General features: G+C 72.6%; 21 protein-coding genes and 1 pseudogene. 7 read left to right on the top strand and 15 right to left on the bottom strand.

Annotated elements, in window-relative coordinates:
• Positions 1-12: 12 nt before the first annotated feature.
• From TR49_RS08345 to TR49_RS08335, 3 genes are all read right to left on the bottom strand, one after another.
• Entirely contained in the window at positions 13-459 is a 447-nt protein-coding gene (locus TR49_RS08345; RefSeq protein WP_042378895.1) for a GNAT family N-acetyltransferase, read from the bottom strand.
• Positions 460-470: 11 nt separating this feature from the next.
• A complete protein-coding gene (locus TR49_RS08340; protein WP_042378893.1) occupies positions 471-1067 on the bottom strand; it encodes a GNAT family N-acetyltransferase in 597 nt (198 codons plus the stop codon).
• 128 nt (positions 1068-1195) lie between these two features.
• The gene (locus TR49_RS08335) at positions 1196-2479 is read right to left on the bottom strand and encodes an adenylosuccinate synthase (RefSeq protein ID WP_042378892.1); all 1284 of its coding nucleotides are present in this window, start codon (positions 2477-2479) and stop codon (positions 1196-1198) included.
• A 132-nt stretch (positions 2480-2611) separates the two neighbouring features.
• Here TR49_RS08335 and TR49_RS08330 point away from each other — a divergent pair, with 132 nt between their 5' ends.
• Positions 2612-3403, top strand: a complete 792-nt coding sequence (locus TR49_RS08330) for a hypothetical protein (RefSeq protein WP_042378888.1) — start codon at positions 2612-2614, stop codon at positions 3401-3403.
• Positions 3404-3425: 22 nt separating this feature from the next.
• On the opposite strand, the gene TR49_RS46995 is transcribed toward TR49_RS08330, so the two are convergent.
• The 3 genes and pseudogenes from TR49_RS46995 to TR49_RS39750 all read right to left on the bottom strand — a co-directional run bounded on the left by TR49_RS46995 (position 3426) and on the right by TR49_RS39750 (position 5613).
• A complete protein-coding gene (locus TR49_RS46995) occupies positions 3426-3890 on the bottom strand; it encodes a Rieske (2Fe-2S) protein (protein WP_236653273.1) in 465 nt (154 codons plus the stop codon).
• A 12-nt stretch (positions 3891-3902) separates the two neighbouring features.
• Positions 3903-4490 (bottom strand): annotated as a pseudogene (locus TR49_RS46990) (DoxX family membrane protein); the annotation flags it as partial.
• A gap of 25 nt (positions 4491-4515) precedes the next feature.
• Positions 4516-5613, bottom strand: a complete 1098-nt coding sequence (locus TR49_RS39750; RefSeq protein WP_052434112.1) for a hypothetical protein — start codon at positions 5611-5613, stop codon at positions 4516-4518.
• 140 nt (positions 5614-5753) lie between these two features.
• On the opposite strand from TR49_RS39750, the gene TR49_RS08315 reads away from it, so the two are divergent.
• The gene (locus tag TR49_RS08315; RefSeq protein ID WP_042378886.1) at positions 5754-6173 is read left to right on the top strand and encodes a DUF3151 domain-containing protein; all 420 of its coding nucleotides are present in this window, start codon (positions 5754-5756) and stop codon (positions 6171-6173) included.
• 83 nt (positions 6174-6256) lie between these two features.
• On the opposite strand, the gene fbaA is transcribed toward TR49_RS08315, so the two are convergent.
• A complete protein-coding gene (gene fbaA / locus TR49_RS08310; RefSeq protein WP_042378884.1) occupies positions 6257-7279 on the bottom strand; it encodes a class II fructose-bisphosphate aldolase in 1023 nt (340 codons plus the stop codon).
• A gap of 214 nt (positions 7280-7493) precedes the next feature.
• Between fbaA and TR49_RS08305 the strand changes: the two genes are divergently transcribed.
• Positions 7494-8261 (top strand): DedA family protein, encoded by a 768-nt coding sequence (locus tag TR49_RS08305; RefSeq protein WP_042378881.1) that lies wholly within the window; start codon positions 7494-7496, stop codon positions 8259-8261.
• Positions 8262-8280: 19 nt separating this feature from the next.
• On the opposite strand, the gene pyrE is transcribed toward TR49_RS08305, so the two are convergent.
• The 5 genes from pyrE to TR49_RS08280 form a co-directional block, all read right to left on the bottom strand.
• Positions 8281-8817, bottom strand: a complete 537-nt coding sequence (gene pyrE, locus TR49_RS08300) for an orotate phosphoribosyltransferase (protein ID WP_042378880.1) — start codon at positions 8815-8817, stop codon at positions 8281-8283.
• An 11-nt stretch (positions 8818-8828) separates the two neighbouring features.
• Entirely contained in the window at positions 8829-9674 is an 846-nt protein-coding gene (locus TR49_RS08295; protein ID WP_042378878.1) for an aldose epimerase family protein, read from the bottom strand.
• 90 nt (positions 9675-9764) lie between these two features.
• Positions 9765-10673, bottom strand: a complete 909-nt coding sequence (locus tag TR49_RS39745) for an SRPBCC family protein (RefSeq protein WP_052434111.1) — start codon at positions 10671-10673, stop codon at positions 9765-9767.
• 92 nt (positions 10674-10765) lie between these two features.
• Positions 10766-12256, bottom strand: a complete 1491-nt coding sequence (locus TR49_RS08285; RefSeq protein ID WP_174501557.1) for a polyamine aminopropyltransferase — start codon at positions 12254-12256, stop codon at positions 10766-10768.
• Positions 12257-12369: 113 nt separating this feature from the next.
• Complete coding sequence (locus TR49_RS08280) at positions 12370-12888, bottom strand: DUF2617 family protein (protein ID WP_042378876.1); 519 nt, start codon at positions 12886-12888, stop codon at positions 12370-12372.
• Positions 12889-13372: 484 nt separating this feature from the next.
• Between TR49_RS08280 and TR49_RS08275 the strand changes: the two genes are divergently transcribed.
• A complete protein-coding gene (locus tag TR49_RS08275; RefSeq protein WP_439654089.1) occupies positions 13373-14041 on the top strand; it encodes an FHA domain-containing protein in 669 nt (222 codons plus the stop codon).
• Here the strand turns inward: TR49_RS08275 and TR49_RS08270 are convergent.
• Positions 13965-15047, bottom strand: a complete 1083-nt coding sequence (locus TR49_RS08270) for an Lrp/AsnC family transcriptional regulator (RefSeq protein WP_042378870.1) — start codon at positions 15045-15047, stop codon at positions 13965-13967. The two genes, TR49_RS08275 and TR49_RS08270, sit on opposite strands and share 77 nt — an antisense overlap.
• A gap of 222 nt (positions 15048-15269) precedes the next feature.
• Between TR49_RS08270 and TR49_RS08265 the strand changes: the two genes are divergently transcribed.
• Positions 15270-16703 carry an MFS transporter gene (locus TR49_RS08265; protein ID WP_042378866.1) on the top strand — a complete coding sequence of 478 codons (1434 nt, stop codon included), beginning with the start codon at positions 15270-15272 and terminating at the stop codon, positions 16701-16703.
• Between the two features lie 30 nt (positions 16704-16733).
• Here TR49_RS08265 and TR49_RS08260 read toward each other — a convergent pair whose 3' ends face one another.
• Positions 16734-17900 (bottom strand): pyridoxal phosphate-dependent aminotransferase, encoded by a 1167-nt coding sequence (locus tag TR49_RS08260; RefSeq protein ID WP_042378863.1) that lies wholly within the window; start codon positions 17898-17900, stop codon positions 16734-16736.
• A gap of 234 nt (positions 17901-18134) precedes the next feature.
• Here TR49_RS08260 and TR49_RS08255 point away from each other — a divergent pair, with 234 nt between their 5' ends.
• Positions 18135-19112 carry a zinc-binding dehydrogenase gene (locus TR49_RS08255; RefSeq protein WP_042378861.1) on the top strand — a complete coding sequence of 326 codons (978 nt, stop codon included), beginning with the start codon at positions 18135-18137 and terminating at the stop codon, positions 19110-19112.
• 81 nt (positions 19113-19193) lie between these two features.
• Here the strand turns inward: TR49_RS08255 and TR49_RS08250 are convergent, their stop codons facing one another.
• Positions 19194-19937, bottom strand: a complete 744-nt coding sequence (locus TR49_RS08250) for a hypothetical protein (protein WP_152627127.1) — start codon at positions 19935-19937, stop codon at positions 19194-19196.
• Positions 19938-20150: 213 nt separating this feature from the next.
• Between TR49_RS08250 and TR49_RS08245 the strand changes: the two genes are divergently transcribed.
• Positions 20151-22319, top strand: coding sequence for an N-6 DNA methylase (locus TR49_RS08245; protein ID WP_042378855.1), 2169 nt, complete (start codon positions 20151-20153; stop codon positions 22317-22319).
• The last annotated feature ends 161 nt before the right edge of the window (positions 22320-22480 follow it).

The raw sequence follows: 22480 nt of genomic DNA, 5'->3' as shown, positions 1-22480 counted from the left end.
GTCAGTCGCTCGTCAGCAGGGCATCACGTAGAGCAGGAACGGCGTCTTCTCCCCGTTGCGGTCGTAGACGGCGCGGGCGCGGTAGTTGTCGTCGGCGGTGTTCCAGCGGATCTGGTACCAGCCGCGCTCGCGGCCGAGCCGGCGAAGCTCGGCGAGGATCGCGTCCACGGTCCCGCTGCCGCGGTGGGCGGGGTCGACGAAGAGGTCGTGCAGGAAGCCGCGGGTGCCGCGCAGCGGCGAGTGGTCCGGGGCGAAGTGGGCCAGTCCGATCGCCCGACCGTCAGCGTCACGCGCCAGAAGGCACTCGACGGGGTGGTTTGCGTCGTGGATCCAGGCCCAGGACTGTGCGAACCGTTCCTCCGTCAGTTCCACGTGGTAGAACTCGGCATAGCCGGTGAACAGCTCGCGCCAGCGCGGGTGGTCGGCTTCCGTCGGGGCGGAGATGGTGATGTCAGCCATGGTGATGACCTTCAGCCCTTCCTGAGTCGCTCGGTCAGGCGCGCCTTCGCCTCGGGCCACTCCTCGATGTTCATGCCGAAGTAGACGCTGTCGCGCCAGCTGCCGTCGCCGCGCCGCACCTGGCGGCGGAGCACCCCCTCCCGCCGGGCGCCCAGGCGGGCGATGGCGCGCTGCGAGCGCTCGTTGTTGATGTCCGTCTTCCACTGGACCCGGCCGTAGCCGAGCTCCTCGAAGGCGTGGGTGAGCAGGAGCAGCTTGGCCTCGGTGTTGGCGGCGGTGCGCCAGTGGGAGCGGGCGTACCAGGTCCACCCGATCTCCAGGCGCTCGTGCTCCTCCTGGATGTCCAGGTAGGTGGTCCAGCCGACGGGGTGCCCGGCCGCCAGGTCGACGACGGCGAAAGCGAGGTAGCGCGTGGGTCCGTGCAGCAGGTCGTCGGCGTACCCGGCCAGCTCCTCGGCGCTCCGGGGCGCCGGGCGGATCCACCGGAAGACCTCCTCCGCGTCCGGCTCCAACGCTTCCCACAGAGCGGGCGCGTGGTCGAGGGTGAGCGGCTCGAGCCGGACGTGGCGTCCGGTGAGCACGACGGGGAGAGGGGTCTTCGCGGTCATGCCCGAAACATAGCCCTGCTTTGCACTAGAAGCAATCAGTATCTGCCTTAGTACAAATCAGAGAGAGGAGTCCTGGACATGAAAAAGCCCCCGCCCGGAAGGGGCGAGGGCTTGATCAGAAGCCACTGCTACAGCAGCGAGTGCACCTGGATCGTCTCGGTACGGCCGGGGCCGACGCCGATGGCGGAGATGCGGCAGCGGGAGAGCTCCTCCAGCGCCTTCACGTAGTCCTGGGCGTTCTTCGGCAGGTCCTCGAAGGTCTGCGCCTTGGTGATGTCCTCGGACCAGCCCGGGAGCATCTCGTAGATCGGCTTCGCGTGGTGGAAGTCGCTCTGCGAGTGCGGCACCTCGTCGACGCGCGTGCCGTCGACGTCGTAGGCGACGCAGACCGGGATCTGCTCCCAGCCGGTCAGCACGTCCAGCTTGGTGAGGAAGATGTCGGTCAGACCGTTGATCCGGGTCGCGTAGCGAGCGATCGGGGCATCGAACCAGCCGCAGCGGCGGTCGCGGCCGGTGGTCACGCCGCGCTCGCCGCCGATGCGGCGCAGCGCCTCTCCGTCCTCGTCGAACAGCTCGGTCGGGAAGGGGCCCGAACCGACGCGGGTGGTGTAGGCCTTGAGGATGCCGATCACGCGGTCGATCTTGGTGGGACCGATGCCGGTGCCGGTGCAGGCGCCGCCCGAGGTCGGGTTGGACGAGGTGACGAACGGGTACGTGCCGTGGTCGACGTCGAGCAGGGTGCCCTGGCCGCCCTCCATAAGGACGACCTTGCCGTCCTCCAGCGCCTGGTTCAGGATCAGCGCGGTGTCGGCGACGAACGGGCGCAGCTTCTCGGCGTAGCCCAGGTACTCCTCGACGACCAGCTCGGCCGGCATCGCCCGCCGGTTGTAGAGCTTGACCAGGATCTGGTTCTTGTCATTGAGGGCCGCGTCGACCTTCTGCCGCAGGATGCTCTCGTCGAAGAGGTCCTGCACCCGGATGCCGATGCGGTTGATCTTGTCGGCGTAGGAGGGGCCGATGCCGCGTCCGGTGGTGCCGATCTTGCGCTTGCCCAGGAACCGCTCGGAGACCTTGTCCAGGGTCCGGTGGTAGGGGGTGATCAGGTGCGCGTTGCCCGAGATCAGCAGCTTGGACGTGTCGACGCCACGGTCCTGCAGCCCGGCCAGCTCGGAGAGGAGCACGGCCGGGTCGATGACCACGCCGTTGCCGATCACCGGGACGCAGTTCGGGCTGAGAATGCCGGAGGGGAGCAGGTGAAGTGCGTACTTCTGGTCGCCTACGACCACCGTGTGACCGGCGTTGTTGCCGCCCTGATAGCGGACCACGTAGTCGACCGAGCCGCCGAGAAGGTCGGTCGCCTTCCCCTTGCCCTCGTCTCCCCACTGAGCGCCGACCAGCACGAGTGCGGGCACAGGCGTACACCCCTTTCGGGCGGGGCAAAACTCACGGCGGAAGGCCGCCGCACTGGCCCCGGATAGACCAAGCCCCTGGCGCAAAAGCGCAAGGGGCTCTTACACCGAGAGATTACCCGAGGAAGGACCACGGTGTCGGCTGAGCGTTCGGCGGGCGAGCCCGTGTTGGTCCTGGTCTCCCCCGCGGCGCTGGCCCTGGACGGCGAGTCGGTGCGGGTCGCCAAGGACGTGCTCGGCGCCGCCCTGACAGTGAAGACGGCGGTCCCGGAGAGCCTGTCCGACCTTGATCGCCTGCTGGCGCGGCGCGGCCGCAGGCGACCGGTCGTGATCGGTGATGACAGATATCTGCAACTCGTCGTTCAACTTCTCCATCAGCAGGCCACGCTGGGCGCCGCCCCCGTCGCGGTCATCCCCGTCGGCCGCGGACCGCGCACCGAGCTGGCCCGCGCGCTGGGCGCGGAGGTCCGTCCGGTGCAGGCGGCGCGCGCCGTGGTCAGCGGCACGGACCGGCCGCTCGACCTGCTCGTCGACGACGGCGGCGGGGTCGTCCTCGGCGGCGTCCGCATCCCGGGGCAGCGTTCGCCCAGGGCGAACATGTTGCCGTCCACCTGGTGGACAGATCTCGCCGGGCGGGTTGCCAGGGCCCTTGCAACGCGCACGCTCCCGGAGCCGCAACCCCTCCGCGTCGAGGCCGACGGGCAGGTCCTGGCCGATCTCGCACACCCCATCCGCGCACTGGCGCTCTCCAGCCACGACGGCGCGGCCCAACTGCGCATCGACGCCGCCGTCCCGGTCCAGGCGCGCCGCGTCACGGTCGGCGGTTCGATCTTCACCTACGAGGCGGACCACGCGCTGAGTGCGCCGGTGCGCGAGCGCACCTGGACGGTGGAGCCCTCCGCCTGGTCCCTGCGCGTGCCGCGGTAGCGGGCCGCGTCCGCGGCCGGACCTACTCGGGCTTCGCCGCCACCCGGAGCACGCCGCCCGACTCCGTCACCGCGTAGCGGGGCAGTGCCTCGGTGGCCGGACCGCGCAGCACCGCTCCGGTCGCGGCGTCGAAGGCGGAGTCGTGGCAGGGGCAGACGAACGAGCCGTTCTTCGGGGGCAGGACGGTGCAGCCGGCATGGGTGCACGCCCCGGAGAACGCGCAGAACGTGCCCGGCTTCGGCTGGACGACGAAGATCGGGTCGCCGCTCCCCGGTGCGCTGAGCTGGACCGCCCCGCCGACCGGCACCTTCGCGGCGGCGACGCTCGCACCGCTGGTCGCGTCGCCGCTGTCGGGTCGGCGTGCCGCTGGAGCGGTCGTCCGGCCGCGGGTTCGCGCCGTCAGCGCGCCCGCCAGCAGACCGCCGCCGGCGACGGCCAGGGCCGCCGTGCCCGTTTCGAGCAGCGCCCGGCGTCGGCCCGGCAGCATGCTGGCCGCACGCCGGGTCGCGCGTCGGGCTGCCAGCCGGGCGTCGAGCGACAGCGACGGCGCCCCGGCCAGGACCAGCGGGGTCCAGGCGGCCAGGTAGGCCAGGTCGTTGCCGAGGAAGTACGGGTGGGTCCGCCAGCTGACCGTCAGGAACAGCGTCAGGCTGAGCAACGCGCCCCCGGCCGCCGCGATCCGGCCGAACAGCCCGAGCAGGGTGCCCAGCCCCACCGCCAGCTCCCCGAAGGCCAGCGCCGTGCCGGTCGCCGTCGGCGCGTGCTGCGCCAGCCGCAGCAGGGGAGCGGCGGGGCTGTGCGCGGCGAGGGCCGCATGGAGCTGGGACAGATAGGACGCCGGATCGGCCGCCCCGGCCAGGTAGTGCGGGTCGCCGAGCTTGTTCAGCCCCGCGTAACAGAAGGTGACGCCGAGGAAGATCCGCAGCGGCAGCAGTGACTGGCGACGCAGGGTCGCACGCCACCCGGACGACGCAGACGCATCGGGCACCTCGAACGGCTTCGGCGCCTCGAACGGCTCGGGCGTATCACGCCAGTCCGGCGACTCGGGCGCCTCGTGCCACTCGGACGACTCGGGAAACAAGTTCATGATCCTTCTTCTCCGCGCGTCTCGGTCAGTCCTCGGAGCTGCTGCCGCCGGAGGAGGCCCGGCACTCGACCGCGGCCTCACCGGACAGCTGCGGGCACAGCTTGGTCCGCGCGGACTTGTCATGGAAGTTGACGTTCCAGTAGCTGACCATCCCGCCCACGCAGGCCGGCCGCTGCCACTCCCGCGGGGCCGCCTCGCACTGCGCCGCCGTCCACACGGGCCGGTCGATGTTGTACTTGATCAGCCGCGAGCCGGTCCCCCGGGTGCACGACTGCTGCCCTGCCGACGTCGGCGCCTTCAGACACCACCGCAGCGCCTGCACGAAGCTCTCCGGGTGGTTCACGTAATCGTGCGTCTGCAGGTAGTAGATCGGGGCGTAGAAGTAACACGCCGACTGGAAGATCGACGGCTGCTCCGGGCACGGGTACAGCGGCTCCGCCGCGAGCCGGGCCGAAGGGAGCTGGACCAGGGCCGCCGGATCGTCCTCGTCCGGCTCGAAGAGCTGCATGAACACACCCTCGGAGCAGGCCACCACCTGGTAGGTCTGCCCGAAGCGGTCGCACAGCCGCTCCGCCTTCGGGACGTTCAGACGCGAGACGAACATCGCGCCGTGGCCGATGCCGTGGATGCACGACGCCGACATCTGCGGGGCGCACAGCGTGGTGACGGCGGCCACCGGGTCGGGGCTCTGCGCCAGCGTCTCCTCGACGACGCCGTGCAGGTAGCCGGAGCCGCAGACGTCGTTGCGGAAGGCCACGGCCTTGCCGAAGCTGCCGTACTTCTTCAGGGCCGCGTGCCCGAGGTCGTGGGCGACGGGGTGGCAGAACCGGCTGACCTGCGGCTGGACCCGGGTGATGTGCTCCAGGTCGTCGAGGGCGACACCGGGATCGGTCCGGTTCAGCTCGGCGACGAGGTACGTGCGCAGGGTGCTCTGGGTCCACAGCGCCGGTGTGGCGCTGGACGACGGCGCCGGTGCGGGCGCCGTCGTCGTGGGCGTGGCGGTCGGAGCCGCGGCCTCGGCCGCCACGGTGGACCAGCTGGTCGTCGCGACAGCCCAGACCCCGCCCACGAACACACAGAACGCGGCAACGAACGCCGCCGGCCAGGCGAACCTCCCGCCCACAGTCGTCCTCCCGTGACGTGCGGTGATGTGATGACGGAACGGAGGATGCCTTCTCGCCGCTGCGGAGTTCCCACCGCACGCGAACCTTCGTCGAACCGTGACATCGATCCGCCGACTGCCGAAGTGGCAGACTGGCAGCCATGTCCATTCACGAGAACCTGCTCGGCGGACCGGAGCCGACCCTGCTGCCCGAGGACGAGCAGCCGTACCAGCAGATGGCAGAGCAGTCCGCCTCCCCCGCGCAGATCGCGGCGGCGCACCCGACCTTCTCCCTGGCCTGGGCGCAGCTCGCGGACGAGTCCTTCGCCGCGGGCCGGGTCGTCGAGTCCTACGCCTACGCCCGCACCGGCTACCACCGCGGCCTGGACCAGCTGCGTCGCGCCGGGTGGAAGGGCCACGGGCCGGTCCCGTGGGAGCACCGCGGCAACCGCGGCTTCCTGCGCTGCCTGGCCGCGCTGGCCCGCGCCGCCGACACCATCGGCGAGACCGACGAGGCGGCGCGCTGCTGGCAGTTCCTGAAGGACAGCAGCCCCGAGGCCTACACCGAGCTGAAGCAGTAGCCGGACGACGGCAAGGACGAGGGCCCCGTAACCGCCAGGCGGTTCCGGGGCCCTCGTCGTGCGCGGGGTGCGTGCCGCCGGGCTTACTTCAGCTTGTTGCCCGCCGAGCGCAGCTGCTTCGCGGCCTCGAGGACGCGGGCGGCCATGCCGGCCTCGGCCAGCTTGCCCCAAGTGCGCGGGTCGTAGGTGGACTTCTTGCCGACCTCGCCGTCGACCTTCAGGACACCGTCGTAGTTCCGGAACATGTGGTCCACCACGGGGCGGGTGAAGGCGTACTGGGTGTCGGTGTCGAGGTTCATCTTGACCACGCCGTTCTCCAGCGCGGTCTCGATCTCCTCGGTGGTCGAGCCGGAGCCGCCGTGGAAGACGAAGTCGAACGGGTCGGTCTTGCCGTACTGCTTGCCGATCGCGTCCTGCAGCTCGCGCAGCAGCTCCGGCTTGAGCACGACGTTGCCCGGCTTGTAGACGCCGTGGACGTTGCCGAAGGAGGCGGCCAGCAGGTAGCGGCCCTTCTCGCCCAGGCCCAGAGCCTCGGCGGTGCGGACGGCGTCGTTGACCGTGGTGTAGAGGGAGTCGTTGATCTCGTGGGAGACGCCGTCCTCCTCACCGCCGGTCGGGGTGATCTCGACCTCGAGGATGATCTTCGCCGCGCGGGCCTGGGCCAGCAGCTCCTCGGCGATGGCGAGGTTGTCGTTCAGGGTCTCGGCGGAGCCGTCCCACATGTGCGACTGGAACAGCGGGTTCTCGCCGCGGGCCACGCGCTCGGCGGAGATCGCCAGCAGCGGGCGGACGTAGCCGTCCAGCTTGTCCTTCGGGCAGTGGTCCGTGTGCAGGGCGATGTTGACGTCGTACTTCGAGGCCACGATGTACGCGAACTCGGCGAGGGCCACCGCGCCCGTCACCATGTCCTTGCTGTGCTGGCCGCCCAGGAACTCGGCGCCGCCGGTCGAGATCTGGATGATGCCGTCGCTCTCGGCCTCGGCGAAGCCGCGCAGGGCCGCGTGCAGGGTCTGCGAGGAGGTGACGTTGATGGCGGGGTAGGCGAACTTGCCTGCCTTGGCCCGGTCCAGCATCTCGTTGTAGACCTCGGGCGTTGCGATAGGCATTCGAATCCGCTCCTGTCGTGGGCGTCTACGCATGGGGATGGGGTGCTGACGCCGGACGTCGTCGACCGGGCACCGAGCGCCATTCTCGCACTGCGGCGCAAGCCCCTCATCACGCCGGGCGGCAGGTCACGGGGGGAGCCCGGCGGACGAAAGGGTCCCTGCGGGGCAACGGGCGCCACAGCGTCCGGACACCTGCGCCCGCTACTCTGCGCGGGTGACCCAGAATCTCGCGCTCAACCTGAGCACCCTGCTGGACGCCAAGGCGCTGATCGCGCAGGTCGGCGTCTACGGGCTGCTGGCGATCGTCTTCGCCGAGACGGGCCTGCTCATCGGCTTCTTCCTGCCCGGCGACTCGCTGCTGATCCTGGGCGGCGTGGCCGCGTCCGGAGCGGGCAAGGCGCTGCTCGGCACGCAGATGTCGATCGGGACGCTGCTGGTCGGCGCGCCGCTCTGCGCGATCGCGGGCGCGCAGCTGGGTCACCTGCTGGGCGCGAAGGTCGGCTCGCGGATGTTCGACCGGCCGAACTCGAAGCTGTTCAAGCGGGACCACGTGGTCAAGGCGGAGCAGTACTTCAACCGCTTCGGCCCGGCCAAGGCCGTGGTGATGGCGCGCTTCGTGCCGGTGGTGCGCACCTTCCTCAACCCGGTCGCCGGGACGCTGGAGATGCCCGCCCGCACGTTCCTGCTGTGGAACGCGGTCGGTGGCCTGGTCTGGACCGAGGCCATGCTGCTGATCGGCTACAAGTTCGGCGACTCCATGGCGCCCGTGATCGACAAGTACCTGATCCCGGCGGTGCTGCTGATCGTGCTGCTCTCGGTGATCCCGATCGCCATCGAGATGCTGCGCGGCCGTCGCGAGGCCGCGCACGGTGTGGCCGAGACAGCCGCCGTGGGCGACGGCGACGCGAGCCTGGCGCAGGGCCCGTCCTCGGTCGCGGCGGGCCAGGGTGCGGGCCGCGGGGGACGCCACCGCAGGCGGTGACGCCCCGGACGTCCGCGCGTCAGAGCCCCAGGTCGCTCAGCTGGTAGGCGAAGAGGTAGGGCAGGCCCGCGTCCGCGATCGCCTGGGCGGCGCTGCGCTCGACGATGGTGGCCACGGCCACGACCTCGCCGCCGGCCTCGCGGACGGCCTCGACCGCGGTCAGCGGGGAGCCGCCGGTGGTGGAGGTGTCCTCGACGACCAGGACGCGGCGGCCCTTGACGTCGGCGCCCTCGATCCGGCGCTGCATGCCGTGGGCCTTCTGCGCCTTGCGCACCACGAAGGCGTCCAGCCGCTGACCGCGCGCGGCCGAGGCGTGCAGCATGGCGGTGGCGACCGGGTCGGCGCCGAGGGTGAGCCCGCCGACGGCGTCGAAGTCGAGGTCGGCGGCGAGGTCGAGCATGACCTGGCCGACCAGCGGCGCGGCCACGCCGTCCAGCGTCACGCGCCGAAGGTCGATGTAGTAGTCCGACTCGAGGCCGGAGGACAGGGTCACTTTGCCGTGGACGACGGCCTTGGTCTTGATCTCTTCGAGAAGCGCGTCACGTGAGGTGCTCATGAGGCTCCAGCCTAACTGGTGCGGGTCCAGCTCCAGGTGGTCGTGACCTCGAGCGGCTCGATCGGGGTGACCAGGTGCGGGGCGGTGTTCAGTCCGTTGGGCGGGCCGGACTGGGGCTCGACGCACAGGGCGTCGGCCTGCTCGTCGAAGACGACGGCGAAGGCGCAGTCGCTGGAGATGCGCAGCGCCAGCTCGTCGCCCCAGCGCAGGGTCGCCTCCATGCCGTCGGGGAAGCCGAAGCAGTCGTCCCAGGGGCCCGGCGCCGGATCGATGCGACGCCCGGTGGGCAGGTGGTCCGGGCCGCGCTCCTCCTGCCAGGCGGGCGCGAAGTCCAGCGCGGCCTGCGGCCCGTCCTCGCGCAGCCACTTGCGGAACCACGGGTGCCAGCCGGCCTGCGCCGGGAACGAGTCGCGCGTCGCCTCGACCGAGAGCGTGATCTGCAGCCGGTCCGGCGAGAGCTCGAACAGCTGGGACACCCGGCCGGGGTAGGGCCACGGCTCGGCCAGCTCGTGGACGAAGGCGGCGGTCATGCCCGCGTCCGTGACGGCGGGCGCGGCGGCGACACGCCAGCGGCCGCGCAGCGCGGTGCCGTGCGCGGCGTGCGGGACGAGGTCGAGGGGCAGTTGGTGCCGCACCGGGCCGTTGTTGAACCGGCCGCGGTCCGTCCGGCCGGCCCACGGCGCCATCGGGAAGGAGCCGTACCCGAAGACGTCACCGGCCGGATCCGCGATGTCCTGCGCGGTGCGCAGGAGTTCCACATCGCCGAGGCGCAGACTGCCGAGGCGGCAGCCCGCGTCGGGCAGGACGGTCAGGGCCGCGTCGCCCGCGGAGAGCAGGACGGGGGCGAGGTCGAGCACGGGTGGTTCTTCCTTCCGGAGGGTTCTGGCGTCATGACGGGTTCTGGCGTCATGACGGGTTCGGGCACGCGTCGGCCGGGCGGCATCGTGTCAGCGGGAGCGGCGCAGGGCCCGGACGAGCACCACGGCTCCGCCGAGCAGGACGACCCCGCCGCCGACCAGCCACGGCGTCGGGATGCGCTCCGGCGCGACGACGGGCGGCTCCCCCATTCTCGGCTCCGGGCTCCCCCAGCGCGCCGACGCCCGCGAGCGCGCGCTGCGGGCGGGCAGGGCCGGTGCGTAGCGTCCGCGCGGCGGGGCGTGGTCCACCTCCTCGGCGGAGCGGCCCACGATGTGCCGCCGGGCAGGATCGGCGGTCGCGCCGGCCGAGGAGTCCGCGGTCGCCTCGGCGGGCGCGGGGAGGTCGTCCAGCTCGGAGAACTCGGGCAGTCCGGCGAGGTCCTGGAGTTCGTCCTCGAGCGGGCCGAGGTCGTTGAGGTCGCCCAGGCCCTCGACGAGGAAGAAGTCGGAGCCGTCCGTGCCGTCCTCCGTCTCGTCCTCCACCGCGACGTCCTCCTCCGCGCGCTCGGCGAGTTCGAGGCAGAAGCGGTCCAGCAGACGGCGGATCGCCGTGTGGACGGCAGCGGCGGACAGCTCCTCGATCCTGCCCGTTCCCTGAAGGGACGTCAGGAACAGGATGCGCGTCTCCAGCCCCGGCTCGGTCGTGTCGGCGTCCAGACGCAGGCGCACCGTCCCCGCGACGCCCCCGGCGCCGACGGCCTGGTGGGCGTCGAGCGCGAAGAGGAACTCGTCCGGGTCGTCGCCCGCGTCGAGCCGGTGCAGCTCGCCGCGGTAGGTGATGGAGGTGCTGCCGATCCGCAGCTTCAGCCGCCCTTCGAGCGGGTTCTCCCCGCCCTCGTCGGACGTGAAGCCGGGCATGCACACACCCAGCAGCTCGGGCCGGTCCATGGACCGCCGGAAGGCCTGCGGCGAGAGTGGTACCAGTACCTCATGCTCCATGCCTGGTGAGCCTACCGAGCCCTCGGCCCGTAGGAGCCGATTCGCACGCGGGGATCACGCGGGGATGTCGCACCCCGGCCGTCGGCCTCCCCTCAGAGCGGCCCCAGCAGGGTCGCGACGCGCTGCGGCGCGTCCGAGGGTTCCCGCAGACGCTTCACGCCGCGCAGTGAGCCAGGGGCCAGGGGCGCAGCCGAGGCCAGCACGAAGTGCCACGAGGCGTCTCCCGTCGCCGGCTCGCCGCACGCGGCCGCGTCACGGCCGACCGCTTCGTAGCCGTACGGGGTGAGGCCCACCGCGCGGACGGTGTCCGCGACGGACCAGAGGCGGTCGCCCGCGTGGACGACCAGACGGCCGCCGGGCGCGAGCATCCGGCGGACCAGGCCGTAGAACTCGCGGGTGTAGAGCTTGTCCGCCGCGTCGAGCCCGGCCGAGGGCAGATCGGCGACGATGACGTCGTAGGGGTGCTCCTGAAGCGGCGCGGTGCGGAGCCAGCCGAAGGCGTCCGCGGTCACGGTCTGCACCCGCGGATCGTCCAACGCGCCGCCGTTCAGGGAGTGCAGCACCGGATCCTCGGTGGCGAGGCGCAGCAGGACCGGGTCCTGGTCGACGACGGTGACCCGGGCGACGCCTGGCGTGTCGAGGATGTGACGGGCCGCCAGGCCGTCGCCGCCGCCGAGGACGAGGACCCGCGCCCGGCGGCCGCCGCTCAGTGCCGGGTCGGTGAGGGCCGCGTGGTAGGCGGCCTGGTCGCGGCCGCAGACGGCGAGGCGGCCGCCGAGGTAGAGACGGGCCGCGTCCTCGCCCCCACCGGGGCCGCCCGGTCCCCCGGTGAGGATGATCTGCTGGAACCTGCTCTGCGCGCTGACGCGGACCGGCGCCCCGTACAGCCGTCGCTGTGCGGCGCGCTCGAACGCGCCGCTGCCGGCCCAGGCGACGCCGAGCACCAGGACCACCGCCCCGCTGCAGAGTCCGAGCAGCAGCCGCTCCCGCCGCGCCGGCTCGGCACGGAACAGCCAGAAGGCGATCAGCCCGCCGGAGACGGTGTTGACGACGCCGGTCAGCAGCGCTCCGGTCAGCTGGCCGAGGGTGGGCAGCAGCAGGAACGGGAAGGCGAGCCCGCCGACGAGCGCGCCGACGTAGTCGGCGGCGAACAGGTCGGCGACCGCGCGGCCCGCCTCCTGCCGGCGGATGCGCTGCATCAGCGTCATCAGCAGCGGGATCTCGGCGCCGATCAGCAGACCGATGAGGGAGGCGAAGCCGACCAGGGCGGCCTGGTAGTGGCCGAGCCAGACATAGCAGCCGTAGAGGCCGATCACGGAGAGGCCGCCGACGAGCGCGAGCAGGCTCTCCACCACGGCGAAGGAGGCGGCCGGCCGCAGAGTGAACCGTTTGGCCAGCAGGGAGCCGACGCCCATGGCGCAGACCATGACGGAGAGGACGACGGAGGCCTCGGTGACGGAGTCGCCCAACAGGTAGCTGCCGAGGGCGACCAGTTCCAGCTCGTAGACCAACCCGCAGGCGGCGCACACGAAGGCCGCAAGCAGCACCAGCAAACGGGCGGCTCGAGGGGTGGGGTTGATCACGCAGAAACGCTAGGCGACGGACCCGTCCGGGTTCTGCGCCCGGACGGGTGATCCGCACATCGTCACATTGACGTTGCGGACACCTGACCCAATCATCCGACGAGTTGTCCGGGCTACCAGTCCCGGCGCCGCAAAGTCGATCGCGTGCACACCAAGCGACCCTCCTGCGGATAGGCGTGCCAGGTGCGCCACAGGATGCCCTCCTCGTCACCGCCGGCGAGCAGCGCGGTGAACGCATTCGGGTCGCCGGGGAAGACACCGGCCAGCCCGTGCGGGTGGTTCTCGACCAGGGCCAGCAACTCCTGGGCCCGGCAGTCGAAATCATGTTTCGTCAGTTTTTCGATGCGTGCAGCGAATTCGTACTCCCAGCCCCGCACGTGCTCCGCGGCGCGGGCCGGGAGCGGCGTGCGGCGGCCCGGCATGCAGGCGACCGTCTCCACACAGGCGTCCTGCCCCTGCTCGCTCTGGTCCAGGACGACCTGGTGGGAGGCGCCGAGAAGGCGCAGCTGAAGGCCGCCCGGGCCGAGTTCGAGGTCGAGCACGGCGAGCGCAGGGAGCAGGCCGCTCCCCAGGCACCAAGCCAGATCTCCGGCACGGGTGTCGGTGTAGGTCGTATTGAGAGTGGTGAGCATTCTCGGCTCCGCGTACTCGGGTCACTCGACAACGCCGGGGCGCGGCCCCGGCATGCCGTGTCACGGCGCGACACGGCAAAGAAGTGACATGTCAACGGCATGAATGGCATGAACGGACCGAAGGGGCACCGCGGCGGAGAGACATTCGGGGACTCAGGGAGCAGCGAAGCACGAATGCTCCGTGTCCGTAGGGGATTTACCCATTTTCGCCACCGGTCCCCCATCCGACCCGCAAATGGAACGAGTTTCCTGGCATCCTGGCGAAGACGGCTTTGACGTGCCGCGATTCCCGGTGAACTCACCTGCGATCTCGGTGACATGTGCCGGGCGATCATTCTGTGGGCATATCCGGCATTTTTCGGACCCTCAGGATCACCCGTCCGTGTGCCACCCGAACGGAGCCATGGGTCGTCAGCCCGACCGCGCCCGCTCCCTCCTTCGACGGATCTGGACGGGCCCGGCGGCAGAGATGACAATCTGCTCCATGAGCAACCCCGCCGCGCGACCGCAACCGGAACCGCGTACCGCCGTACTCCGCATGGACGAACTCCTTCCGGACAGCCCACCGGAGGAGCACCTGCCCGGCGAGCGCCTCTCCGATTCGGACCGGGAGCGGGTGGTCGACCGCCTGCGCGAGCACGCCGTGCAGGGGCGGCTCTCCCACGACACCTTCCTGCGCCGGATGGAGCTGGCCTTCGCCGCCCGCGCCCGGCACGAACTCGACGCCCTCACCGCGGACCTGCCCAGCGACGGGCCGTTCACCCGCGCCCTGACCCGGGCCGTCGAGGCTGTCGCCACCCTCAAGGTGCGCCTCGACAACGCCTGGCGCACGCCGCAGTTGCCCGCATTGCCGCTGCCGCGCAACCCGGCCGGGCCGGTGAAGATCGGACGGCTGCCCGGTTGCGATCTCAAGCTCGGCGACGAGTCGGTCTCCCGCGTCCACGCCGAACTGCGGCTCGAAGGCGGCATCTGGCTGCTGCGCGACCTGGGCTCGACCAACGGGACCCAGGTCAACGGCTGGCGGGTGATCGGCACGGTTCCCGTGCGTGCGGGCGACCGGGTGAGCTTCGGCTCCGTCAGCTTTCGGCTCGCCGTGACGGGCGTGCCGCGCGCGGGCGCACCGTTCGCGGACGGCTCGGCCGCACCGGCGTGACCAAGGGCCCCGGGCCCTTCACGGTGCGCATCACCGGCGCCGACTCGATCCGCCGCACCGCGGGCAACGCGGCGATCCTGGTGGTCAGATAGGTGTAGAGGGCCGACACGTCAGCGCCGAGCACGACGGCGTTGAGATTGCTCGGCCCGGTGACGGCCGCGACGTAGCCGATCTCCGGGTGCGTGGCCAACGCCTCGCCCGTGGCCGCCAGTTCGGCCGGAGCCACGTCGAGCCAGAGCTCCGTGACCGCCTGCACGCCGAAGCGCCGCCAGTCGAGGTCGAGGTCGAAGTAGAGCGCCCCGCAGCGGTACAGCTCGTCCATCCGGCGGCGCACCGTGCTGGCCGACCAGCCCGTGGCGGCGGCGAGTTCGGGGAAGCCGGCGCGGCCGTCGGCGCCCAGCGCGGCGAACAGCCGCCGGTCGCCGTCGTCCAGCGCCATCGGCAGTCCCGGCGTGGACGAGCCCGGCGCGACCTCCGGCGCACCGGACTGCGCGCGCAGCCACGCGACCTGCTCGGCGTCCAGCGCACCGGACTTGAGCGCGAGGCTCTGCGCCCCGCCGAAGTAGGTGTGCAGCACGCAGTGCGCGACGATGCCCACCACGGCCGACGTCCGCGGCAGGCGCTGCAGCAGCAGGTCGTCGTGGCGGTCCGGGTGCGCCCGGGTGGAGCAGTTGATCTCCGCGCCACCGGAACAGACGTTGACCCAGGCCGTGTCCGGGCGCCGGGCCAGCGCCTCGGCCAGGTCCATGGCCGCCGCGGGCGCGCACTGCACCCGCACCATCCAGCGCACCTCGCCGAGGGCCTCCGGCGAACTGAGGCCCAGCACGCGGAGCCCGGTGGACCGCAGTCGGGCGTAGCGCCGGGCGACGGTCTGGTCGGAGACGCCGAGCAGCTCGGCGAGACGACTGAAGGGCGCCCGCGCGTCGAGCTGCAGCGCCTGGATCAACTGGCGGTCGAGCGGGTCGAAGGCGCCGCCGCGTACCGTGGTGGCGATGTCGGATTCCACCCTCCCAGGCTACGGAATGTCGAGATCCACCGCAGCAGCGGGTGATGGCGGGGCCTGTGACCCCGACCGGGCGCACGCTGAGACCCAGGGCCGGTCCTGTGGATCAGACCGGTCAGCCCCGCGGCACGCAGGGGCACGCCCGTGGGGCGCCTCACCCGGCGCCGCGGGCCCGACCCGATCCCGTGACCGACCCAAGCCCAGTCCTTTCAACCGGAGCCCACCGTGCGTAAGTGGATACCGCTCACAGCCATCTGCCTCGGCGCCTTCATGCTGCTCGTCGACGTCAGCATCGTGAACGTCGCCCTTCCCAAGATGTCCGCCGACCTGAACTCGTCGTTCACCTCCCTGCAGTGGGTGGTGGACATCTACGCGCTGACGCTGGCCGCGCTGCTGATGGTCTGCGGCTCGTTCGGGGACCGGCTCGGCCACCGCCGGCTCTACCTCTCCGGCCTGGTGCTCTTCGCGGCCGCCTCACTCGTGTGCGCGCTCGCCCCGGACGCGGCCACGCTCATCACCGCCCGCGCCGTCCAGGGCGTCGGCGGGGCCGCCATGATGACCTCCACCACGGCCCTGATAGCCGGCGCCTACCAGGGGCGCGACCGGGGCGCCGCGTTCGGCGTCTGGGGCGCCGTCAACGGCGCGGCCGCCGCCGTCGGCCCCGTCCTCGGCGGGCTGCTCACCGACCAGTTCGGCTGGCGTTCCATCTTCCTGGTCAACCTGCCGATCGCGGCCGTCGCGCTCACCATGACGCTGGGCAAGGGCCTGAGGCTGCCGCGTCCGCAGGCCGTCGAGGGCCGCGTGGACGCGGCCGGGGCACTCGCCTTCACCGTCTTCGCCGCAGCGCTGACCTACGGACTGATCGAGAGCGGAAGCCACGGCTGGGGCAGCACGGTCGTCCAGGTCTCCCTGAGCGGCGCCGCCGCCGCGCTGATCGTCTTCACCGTGGTCGAACTGCGGGTCCGCCGCCCGTTGCTGGACCTGTCGCTGCTGCGCAACCGCAGCTTCACGGGCCTGCTGGTCGGCGGCCTGCTGATGAACGCGGCGGCGTTCGCCGAGCTGACCTACACCTCGCTCTGGCTCCAGCAGGCCCTTGGCCTCTCACCCCTGGACGCGGGTCTGGCCGTCTCGCCGATGGCCGCGACCGCCTTCGTCGTCGCCCTGGCCACCGGCCGTTCCCTGCACCGGTTCCCGCCGCAACTCCCCATCGGTGTGGGCCTGCTGTTCATCGGTACCGGCACGCTGCTGCTCACCGCCGTCTCCGCGACCTCCGGCTGGTCCGCGCTGCTGCCCGGCATGCTCGTCACCGGCGTCGGCGTCGGCCTGTCCACCCCGACGCTGATGGCGACCGCCCTGGGCTCCGTCGCGCCGCAGCGCGCGGGCATGGCCTCCGGCGCCCTCAACACCTCCCGGCAGCTCGGCTACGCCCTCGGCATCGCCGTCCTCGGCACGATCTTCCAGCAGCACGCCCACGGCCACTCCGCGCGCTCGGCCTTCGCCGCCGGCCTCCACCCCGTCTTCCTGACGGCGGGCATCACCGGCCTCGTCGCCGGCCTGCTCGTCCTCCTCGCCGTTCGCCGCCCCCACAGCACCGCCCCGGCCACCCCGGTGGCCACCTCCGAGGTGGCCGGTGCGCCCGCGGACAACATCGCCCGCTGACGCAGCGCGGGCCGGTCTCAGTGGCCGGTCTCAATGCAGCGCGGCGAGGCGGGAGGCGGCGTCCTCCAGGACGTGGTCCTGCTTGCAGAAGGTGAAGCGCACCTGGGAGCGGCCCGCGTCGGGGTCGTCGTAGAAGACGGAGTTGGGGATGGCCACCACGCCGCAGCGGGCCGGGAGTTCGCGGCAGAAGGCGTAGGCGTCCTTCTCCCCGAAGGGGGCGATGTCGGTGGTGATGAAGTACGTGCCCTGGGGTTCGTAGACCTCGAAACCCGCTGCGCGCAGGCCGTCCGCGAGGAGGTCGCGCTTGCGCGTGAGGTCGGCGCGGAGGGTGGTGAAGTAGGAGTCCGGCAGGCGGAGCGCGTCCGCGACGGCGTACTGGAAGGGGCCGGCGCTGACGTACGTCAGGTACTGCTTGGCGGTGCGGACCGCGGCGACGAGCTCGGGCGTGCCGGTGACCCAGCCGACCTTCCAGCCCGTGAAGGAGAAGGTCTTGCCGGCCGAGGAGATGGAGACCGTCCGCTCGCGCATGCCAGGGAACGAGGCGAGCGGCCGGTGCGCGGCCGGGGCGAAGACCAGGTGCTCGTAGACCTCGTCCGTGACGACCAGCAGGTCGTGCTCGACGGCAAGTGCGGCGATGGCGGCGAGCTCGTCGCCGGTCAGCACCATGCCGGTCGGGTTGTGCGGGGAGTTGAGCAGCAGCAGCCGGGTGCGCGGCGTGATCAGCGCACGGAGCCGGTCCAGGTCCGGACGGAAGGACGGCGCGCGCAGCGTCAGGGGCACGCGGGTGGCCCCGGCCATGGCGATGCAGGCGGCGTAGGAGTCGTAGAACGGCTCGAAGGCGATCACCTCGTCGCCCGGCTCCAGCAGGGCCAGCAGCGCGGCGGCGAGGGCCTCGGTCGCGCCGGCGGTCACCAGCACCTCGGTGTCGGGGTCGTAGCCGAGGCCGTGGAAGCGCCGCTGGTGTTCGGCGATCGCGGCGCGCAGCTCCGGGATGCCGGGCCCCGGCGGGTACTGGTTGCCCCGCCCCGCCAGCACCGCGTCGGCCGCGGCCTGGGCGATCTCGCGCGGACCGTCGGTGTCCGGGAAGCCCTGGCCCAGATTGATCGAGCCCGTGGCGGTGGCGAGCGCGGACATCTCCGCGAAGATCGTCGTCCCCATGCCCGCCAGTCGGCGGTTCAGCAGCGGCCTGTCGCTCATGACCGCAGCATAGGCGGTCGGTTCACGCCGGTGATCGGATTCCGTGGACGTGGCCGGAACGGCGGGACCGACAGGGGAGGCGCAAAGGCGGAGGCGCAGACGCGAACGTGCAGCGGCGGAGGCGCAAAGGCGGAGGCGGACTGCGACCGCGGACCGAGGCGGCAGCCGCGCGGTCCCGCCTAGCCTCGGGCATCGGTAGCGGGACGAGGACGATTCGAGTCGAGGGAGTGGACCGTGCGGGCGAGCGTGCTGCGGGAGTACGGCGGGCCGGAGGTGCTGCGGCTGGAGGCCGTGACGGATCCGGAGCCCGGGGACGGGCAGGTGCTGGTGCGGGTCGCGGCCGCCGGGGTGCAGTTCGTCGAGACACAGGTCCGCTCCGGAGCGCTGGCGGGAACGCCGCTCGCGCCCGCCGCGCTGCCCTGGACGCCGGGCCGGGAGGTGTCAGGCGAGGTGGTGGCCGTCGGAACGGGCGCGGACCCGGCTCTGCTCGGGAGCCTGGTCGCTGGGCAGACTCCTCGGGCGGGCGGCTACGCGGAGCTCGCCGTGCTGGACGCGGCGGCGGCTCATCCCGTCCCCGACGGCCTGAGCGCGGCCGAGGCCGTCTCGCTGCTGGGCACCGGGCGGACCGCGGTGGCGCTGGACGAACTCGCGGGCGTCGGCCCGGACGACGTGGTGTTGGTGGAGTCGGCGGCTGGGGCGGTGGGGGTGCTGCTGCTCCAACTGGCCCGCGCGGCGGGGGCGTCCCGGGTGATCGGGCTGGCCCGTGGCTCGCGGAAGCTGCGCCTGGCCGAGGAGTTCGGGGCGGACACGGTGCTGGACTACGGTGCTCCCGGTTGGTCGGCCGCGCTGGGGGCCGCGAAGGTGAGCGTGGTCTTCGACGGCGTGGGCGGCAGCGTGGGGCGGGAGGCCTTCGAACTGCTGGGTCCGGGTGGGCGGTTCGTGACCTTCGGCTTCGCCTCCGGGGCGGTCACCGAGCTGGGCGCGGAGGAGGCGGCGGGGCGGGGCGTCGAGGTGCTCTCCTACTGGGGCCCGCCGGTCGGGCCGCGCGGCCCCGAGGCGCAGCTGCGGCAGACGCGTACGGCGCTCGGCCTGGCGGCGGCGGGCAGGCTGCGGCCGTTCGTCGGCGCGACGTTCCCGCTCCCGGACGCCGACGCCGCACACCGGGCGATCGAGCGACGCGAGACCGTCGGCAAGACGGTGCTGCTGCCGTAGCCCGCGCGGGGCCGACGAGCCCCCGCGGCGGCAACCGTCCTGAGCGCTACCCCCGTGCGCTCAGGACGGTCGACCGAGCCGTCAGCCGGCGTCGGCCGGTGCCGCGGGGACGTTCTTCAGCAGGCGGCGCGCCAGGGTCAGCGCCTTGGCGCCGCTGCCGTTCTGGTCGTCGTACATCGTCGTGACCAGGATCTTGCCCGAGCGGATCACGACCAGCGTCGTACCGCCCTGGATGTCGGGCGAGGACATGACCGCCTCGACGGCCTCGTCGCCGAGGCCGGTGAGGGTCCTGGTCTTGAGGTGCATCGTGTAGGAGTTGCCGGCGACCTTGGCAGGGAAGGCCTTGCACTCGGCGAAGACCTTCGTCAGGGCGGCGAACTCCTGTGCGGCACGGGTCGTCCGATAGGCGTTGAGCTGCTGGTAGTACTCGTTGCCGTACTCGTCGGCGAAGTCGTCGCCCGCGGTGGACGAAGGGCCGATTCCGCCCGCCTCCATCCAGTTCGTCGCGCCCAGCTGGTCGCAGGCCTTCGCCCTGGGGATCGTCGTGTCGGTCGGCTTCACGTAGGTGTCGGCGGAGTTCTCCGCGGCCTGACTGTCGGCCTTGAGGGTCGGGACCGCACTCGCGGGCAGCAGCCAGCCGGTCATCTTGGTGCCGTCGGGCAGGCCCGCGTCGGGGTCCGCCGTGGCGGTGGGCGACGACGTGGCGGCAGCCGGAGCGGCCGTGCCGGCGGTCGCCGTGCCGCCGGCGGAGGAGCAGGCCGTCAGGGCCAGGGCGGCTCCGGCGCACAGAGCGGCGGCGAGCACGCGACGAACGTGGGGGGTCATGGCGGGACGCCTCTTCCGAGCTGGGGGATGGCAGGTGAGGGCGCAGAACACACGCCGTGAGCGCTCGCATCGAGCGCTTCTCGTGTGCAGCGAGAGAATCACAGCATGAGCTGTTAAGTCAGTCAACACGGGTCATGTGTGTGAAGCGTGAAATCAAGGTTCGGTGTGTATGATCGCCGCGGATCCACGGGGGGATCCCGAAGGAGGCGTGAGATGGCCCAGCCGCGCAAGGCCCGTCAGCCCGCACAGCAGCCGCCGCGACAGGCCGAGGTGACCGCCACGGCGATCGCCCGCCTGGCGGGGGTCGGCCCGGCCGCGGTCAGCAACTGGCGCCGGCGTCACGCCGACTTCCCCAAACCCGTCGGCGGCACGCCCAGCAGCCCGACGTTCGACCTCGCCGAGGTGGAGGGCTGGCTGCGCGCCCAGGGCAAGCTCACGCAGGTCCCCCTGCGCGAACGGGCCTGGCAGGAGGTCGAGCAGTACCCGATCGGCCCCTCCGCCGCCCTGATCCGGCTCGGCTCCGCGCTCACTCTGGGCCCCGATCCGGGGGCGGCGGGCACCCCGCTGTTGACGAGGGGGCTCGAACTGGCGGAGGAGGCCGGCCCCGCCGAGGCGTTCGCCTTCCTGCTGGGCCGTCAACTCGAGTCCGTCTCACGCCAGTACGCCTCGACGCCGCCCGAACTGTCGGCGCTCATGGCCGATCTGGGCGGCTCGGCGACCGAGGTCCTCGACCCGGCGTGCGGCTTCGGCGGCCTCCTCGAAGCGGCCCGCACGCGGAACCCAGACGCCCGTCTCTGCGGCCAGGACGCCGAGCCGGAGCTCGCGGCTCTCGCCGAACTCCGCCTGACGCTTGCCGCGCAGGGCCTCGGGGGCATGGCGGTTCCGCGCGGATCGGTGGACGTGCGGACCGGCGACAGCCTGCGGGCGGACGCCTTCGGCCGTCCGCCGCACGCGCCAGGGGCCGACGTCGTACTGTGCCACCCGCCGTTCAACGAGCGGAACTGGGGCCACGAGGAGCTCGCCTACGACTCCCGCTGGGAGTACGGCCTGCCGCCGCGCACCGAGTCCGAACTCGCCTGGGTGCAGCACGCGCTGGCGCATGCCCGCGAGGGCGGCACCGTCGTGGTGCTGATGCCTCCGGCCGCCGCATCCCGGCGGTCCGGCCGCCGCATCCGTGCCGACCTGCTGCGCCGCGGCACACTACGGGCCGTCATCGCCCTCCCGGCCGGAGCCGCCCCGCCGTACGGGATCCCGTTGCACGTCTGGATCCTGCGTCGCCCGACCGCCGCAGGCACCCCCACCGGGCAAGGCCTGCTGCTCGTCGAAACAGCCGCTCTCTCCTGGCCGGAGGCCCGCCACGCCGCGCTGACAGCCTGGCACGCGGCGGAGCAGGCGGCCGATGCCGGGGGCACGACCCACACGGGGCAGGCTGCACCGACCGGCGGCTCCGTCGCCCAGGCGGTGGCGCAGGCGGCCGGAGGGGCGGCACAAACCGGGGGCACGGCGCAGACCCAGGGCGCGACGCGCGCTCAGGACGCGGCGCAGGCCCAGGGCGCGACGCAGGCCCGGGGCCGCCGGGCACAGGTGCAGGGGACGGAGCCGACCGAGACGATGGGGGCCGCACCCGGGGTCGGGGCAGGCGCAGGTGCCGAACGACCGGGCGTCGAGCGGCCCGGCGTGAGCCGGGTGGTGCCCGTCGTCGAGCTGCTGGACGACGAGGTCGACCTCACGCCGGCCCGTCATCTGCCGCCGACCGCCGTGGACGGCGGGGCCGTCGGGCTCGACGGGCTGCGCGAGCAGCTCGTCGACGCGCTCGGGCGGGCGTCGCTGCTGCCCGCCACCGGTGAGGTCGTCGAGGCCGCCGTCGGCGGTGCGCGCCCCGGCGGGTGGCCCGCTACCAGCGTCGGCGAGCTCGCCCGCGCGGGCGCGCTCTCCCTGCTCACCGCCGGAGGCGGCACCTCCGGCACCGCCGCCGGCAACGCGCCGCTGACCCGCGCGGGGGACGTGGTCGTGCCGGTGCACGGCCAGGAGGGCGGCGGCATCCGCGTCGTGGCCGAGGCCGAAGCCGGGGTGCCCTTGGAGCGCGGCCACCAACTGCTGCGCCCGGCACCCGACGTGGTCGACCCGTGGTTCCTCGCCGGCTTCCTGCGTTCCACCGCGAACAGCCGCCAGGCGTCGACCTTCACGGGCACGTCCACCCGCCTCGACGCCCGCCGGCTCCAGCTGCCGCGCCTGCCGCTGTCCGAGCAGCGACGCTACGGCGCGCGCTTCCGCGCCGTCGCCGAGTTCGAGCAGGCGCTGCACCAAGCCGCGCGGCTGGGAGAGCAGTTCGCCCAGGGCCTCTACGACGGCCTGGCGGAGGGCGGTCCGGGCGGGGCGTGAACGCGGCGTGGGCCAGGCGTGGGCCAGGCGTGGGCCAGGCGTGGGCCTGGGCCAGGCGTGGGCCAGGCGTGGGCCTGGGCCAGGCGTGGGCCAGGCGTGAGTAGCAGCGCCCGACGAGGCGGAACCGGCCACGTGACGTGGCCAGGAGAGCCACCGGAGAG

The sequence above is a fragment of the Streptacidiphilus melanogenes genome (assembly GCF_000787835.1).
GTDB classification, from domain to species: domain Bacteria; phylum Actinomycetota; class Actinomycetes; order Streptomycetales; family Streptomycetaceae; genus Streptacidiphilus; species Streptacidiphilus melanogenes.
Note: the sequence above shows the minus strand (reverse complement) of the source record. Positions and strands in the feature narration are given on the sequence as shown.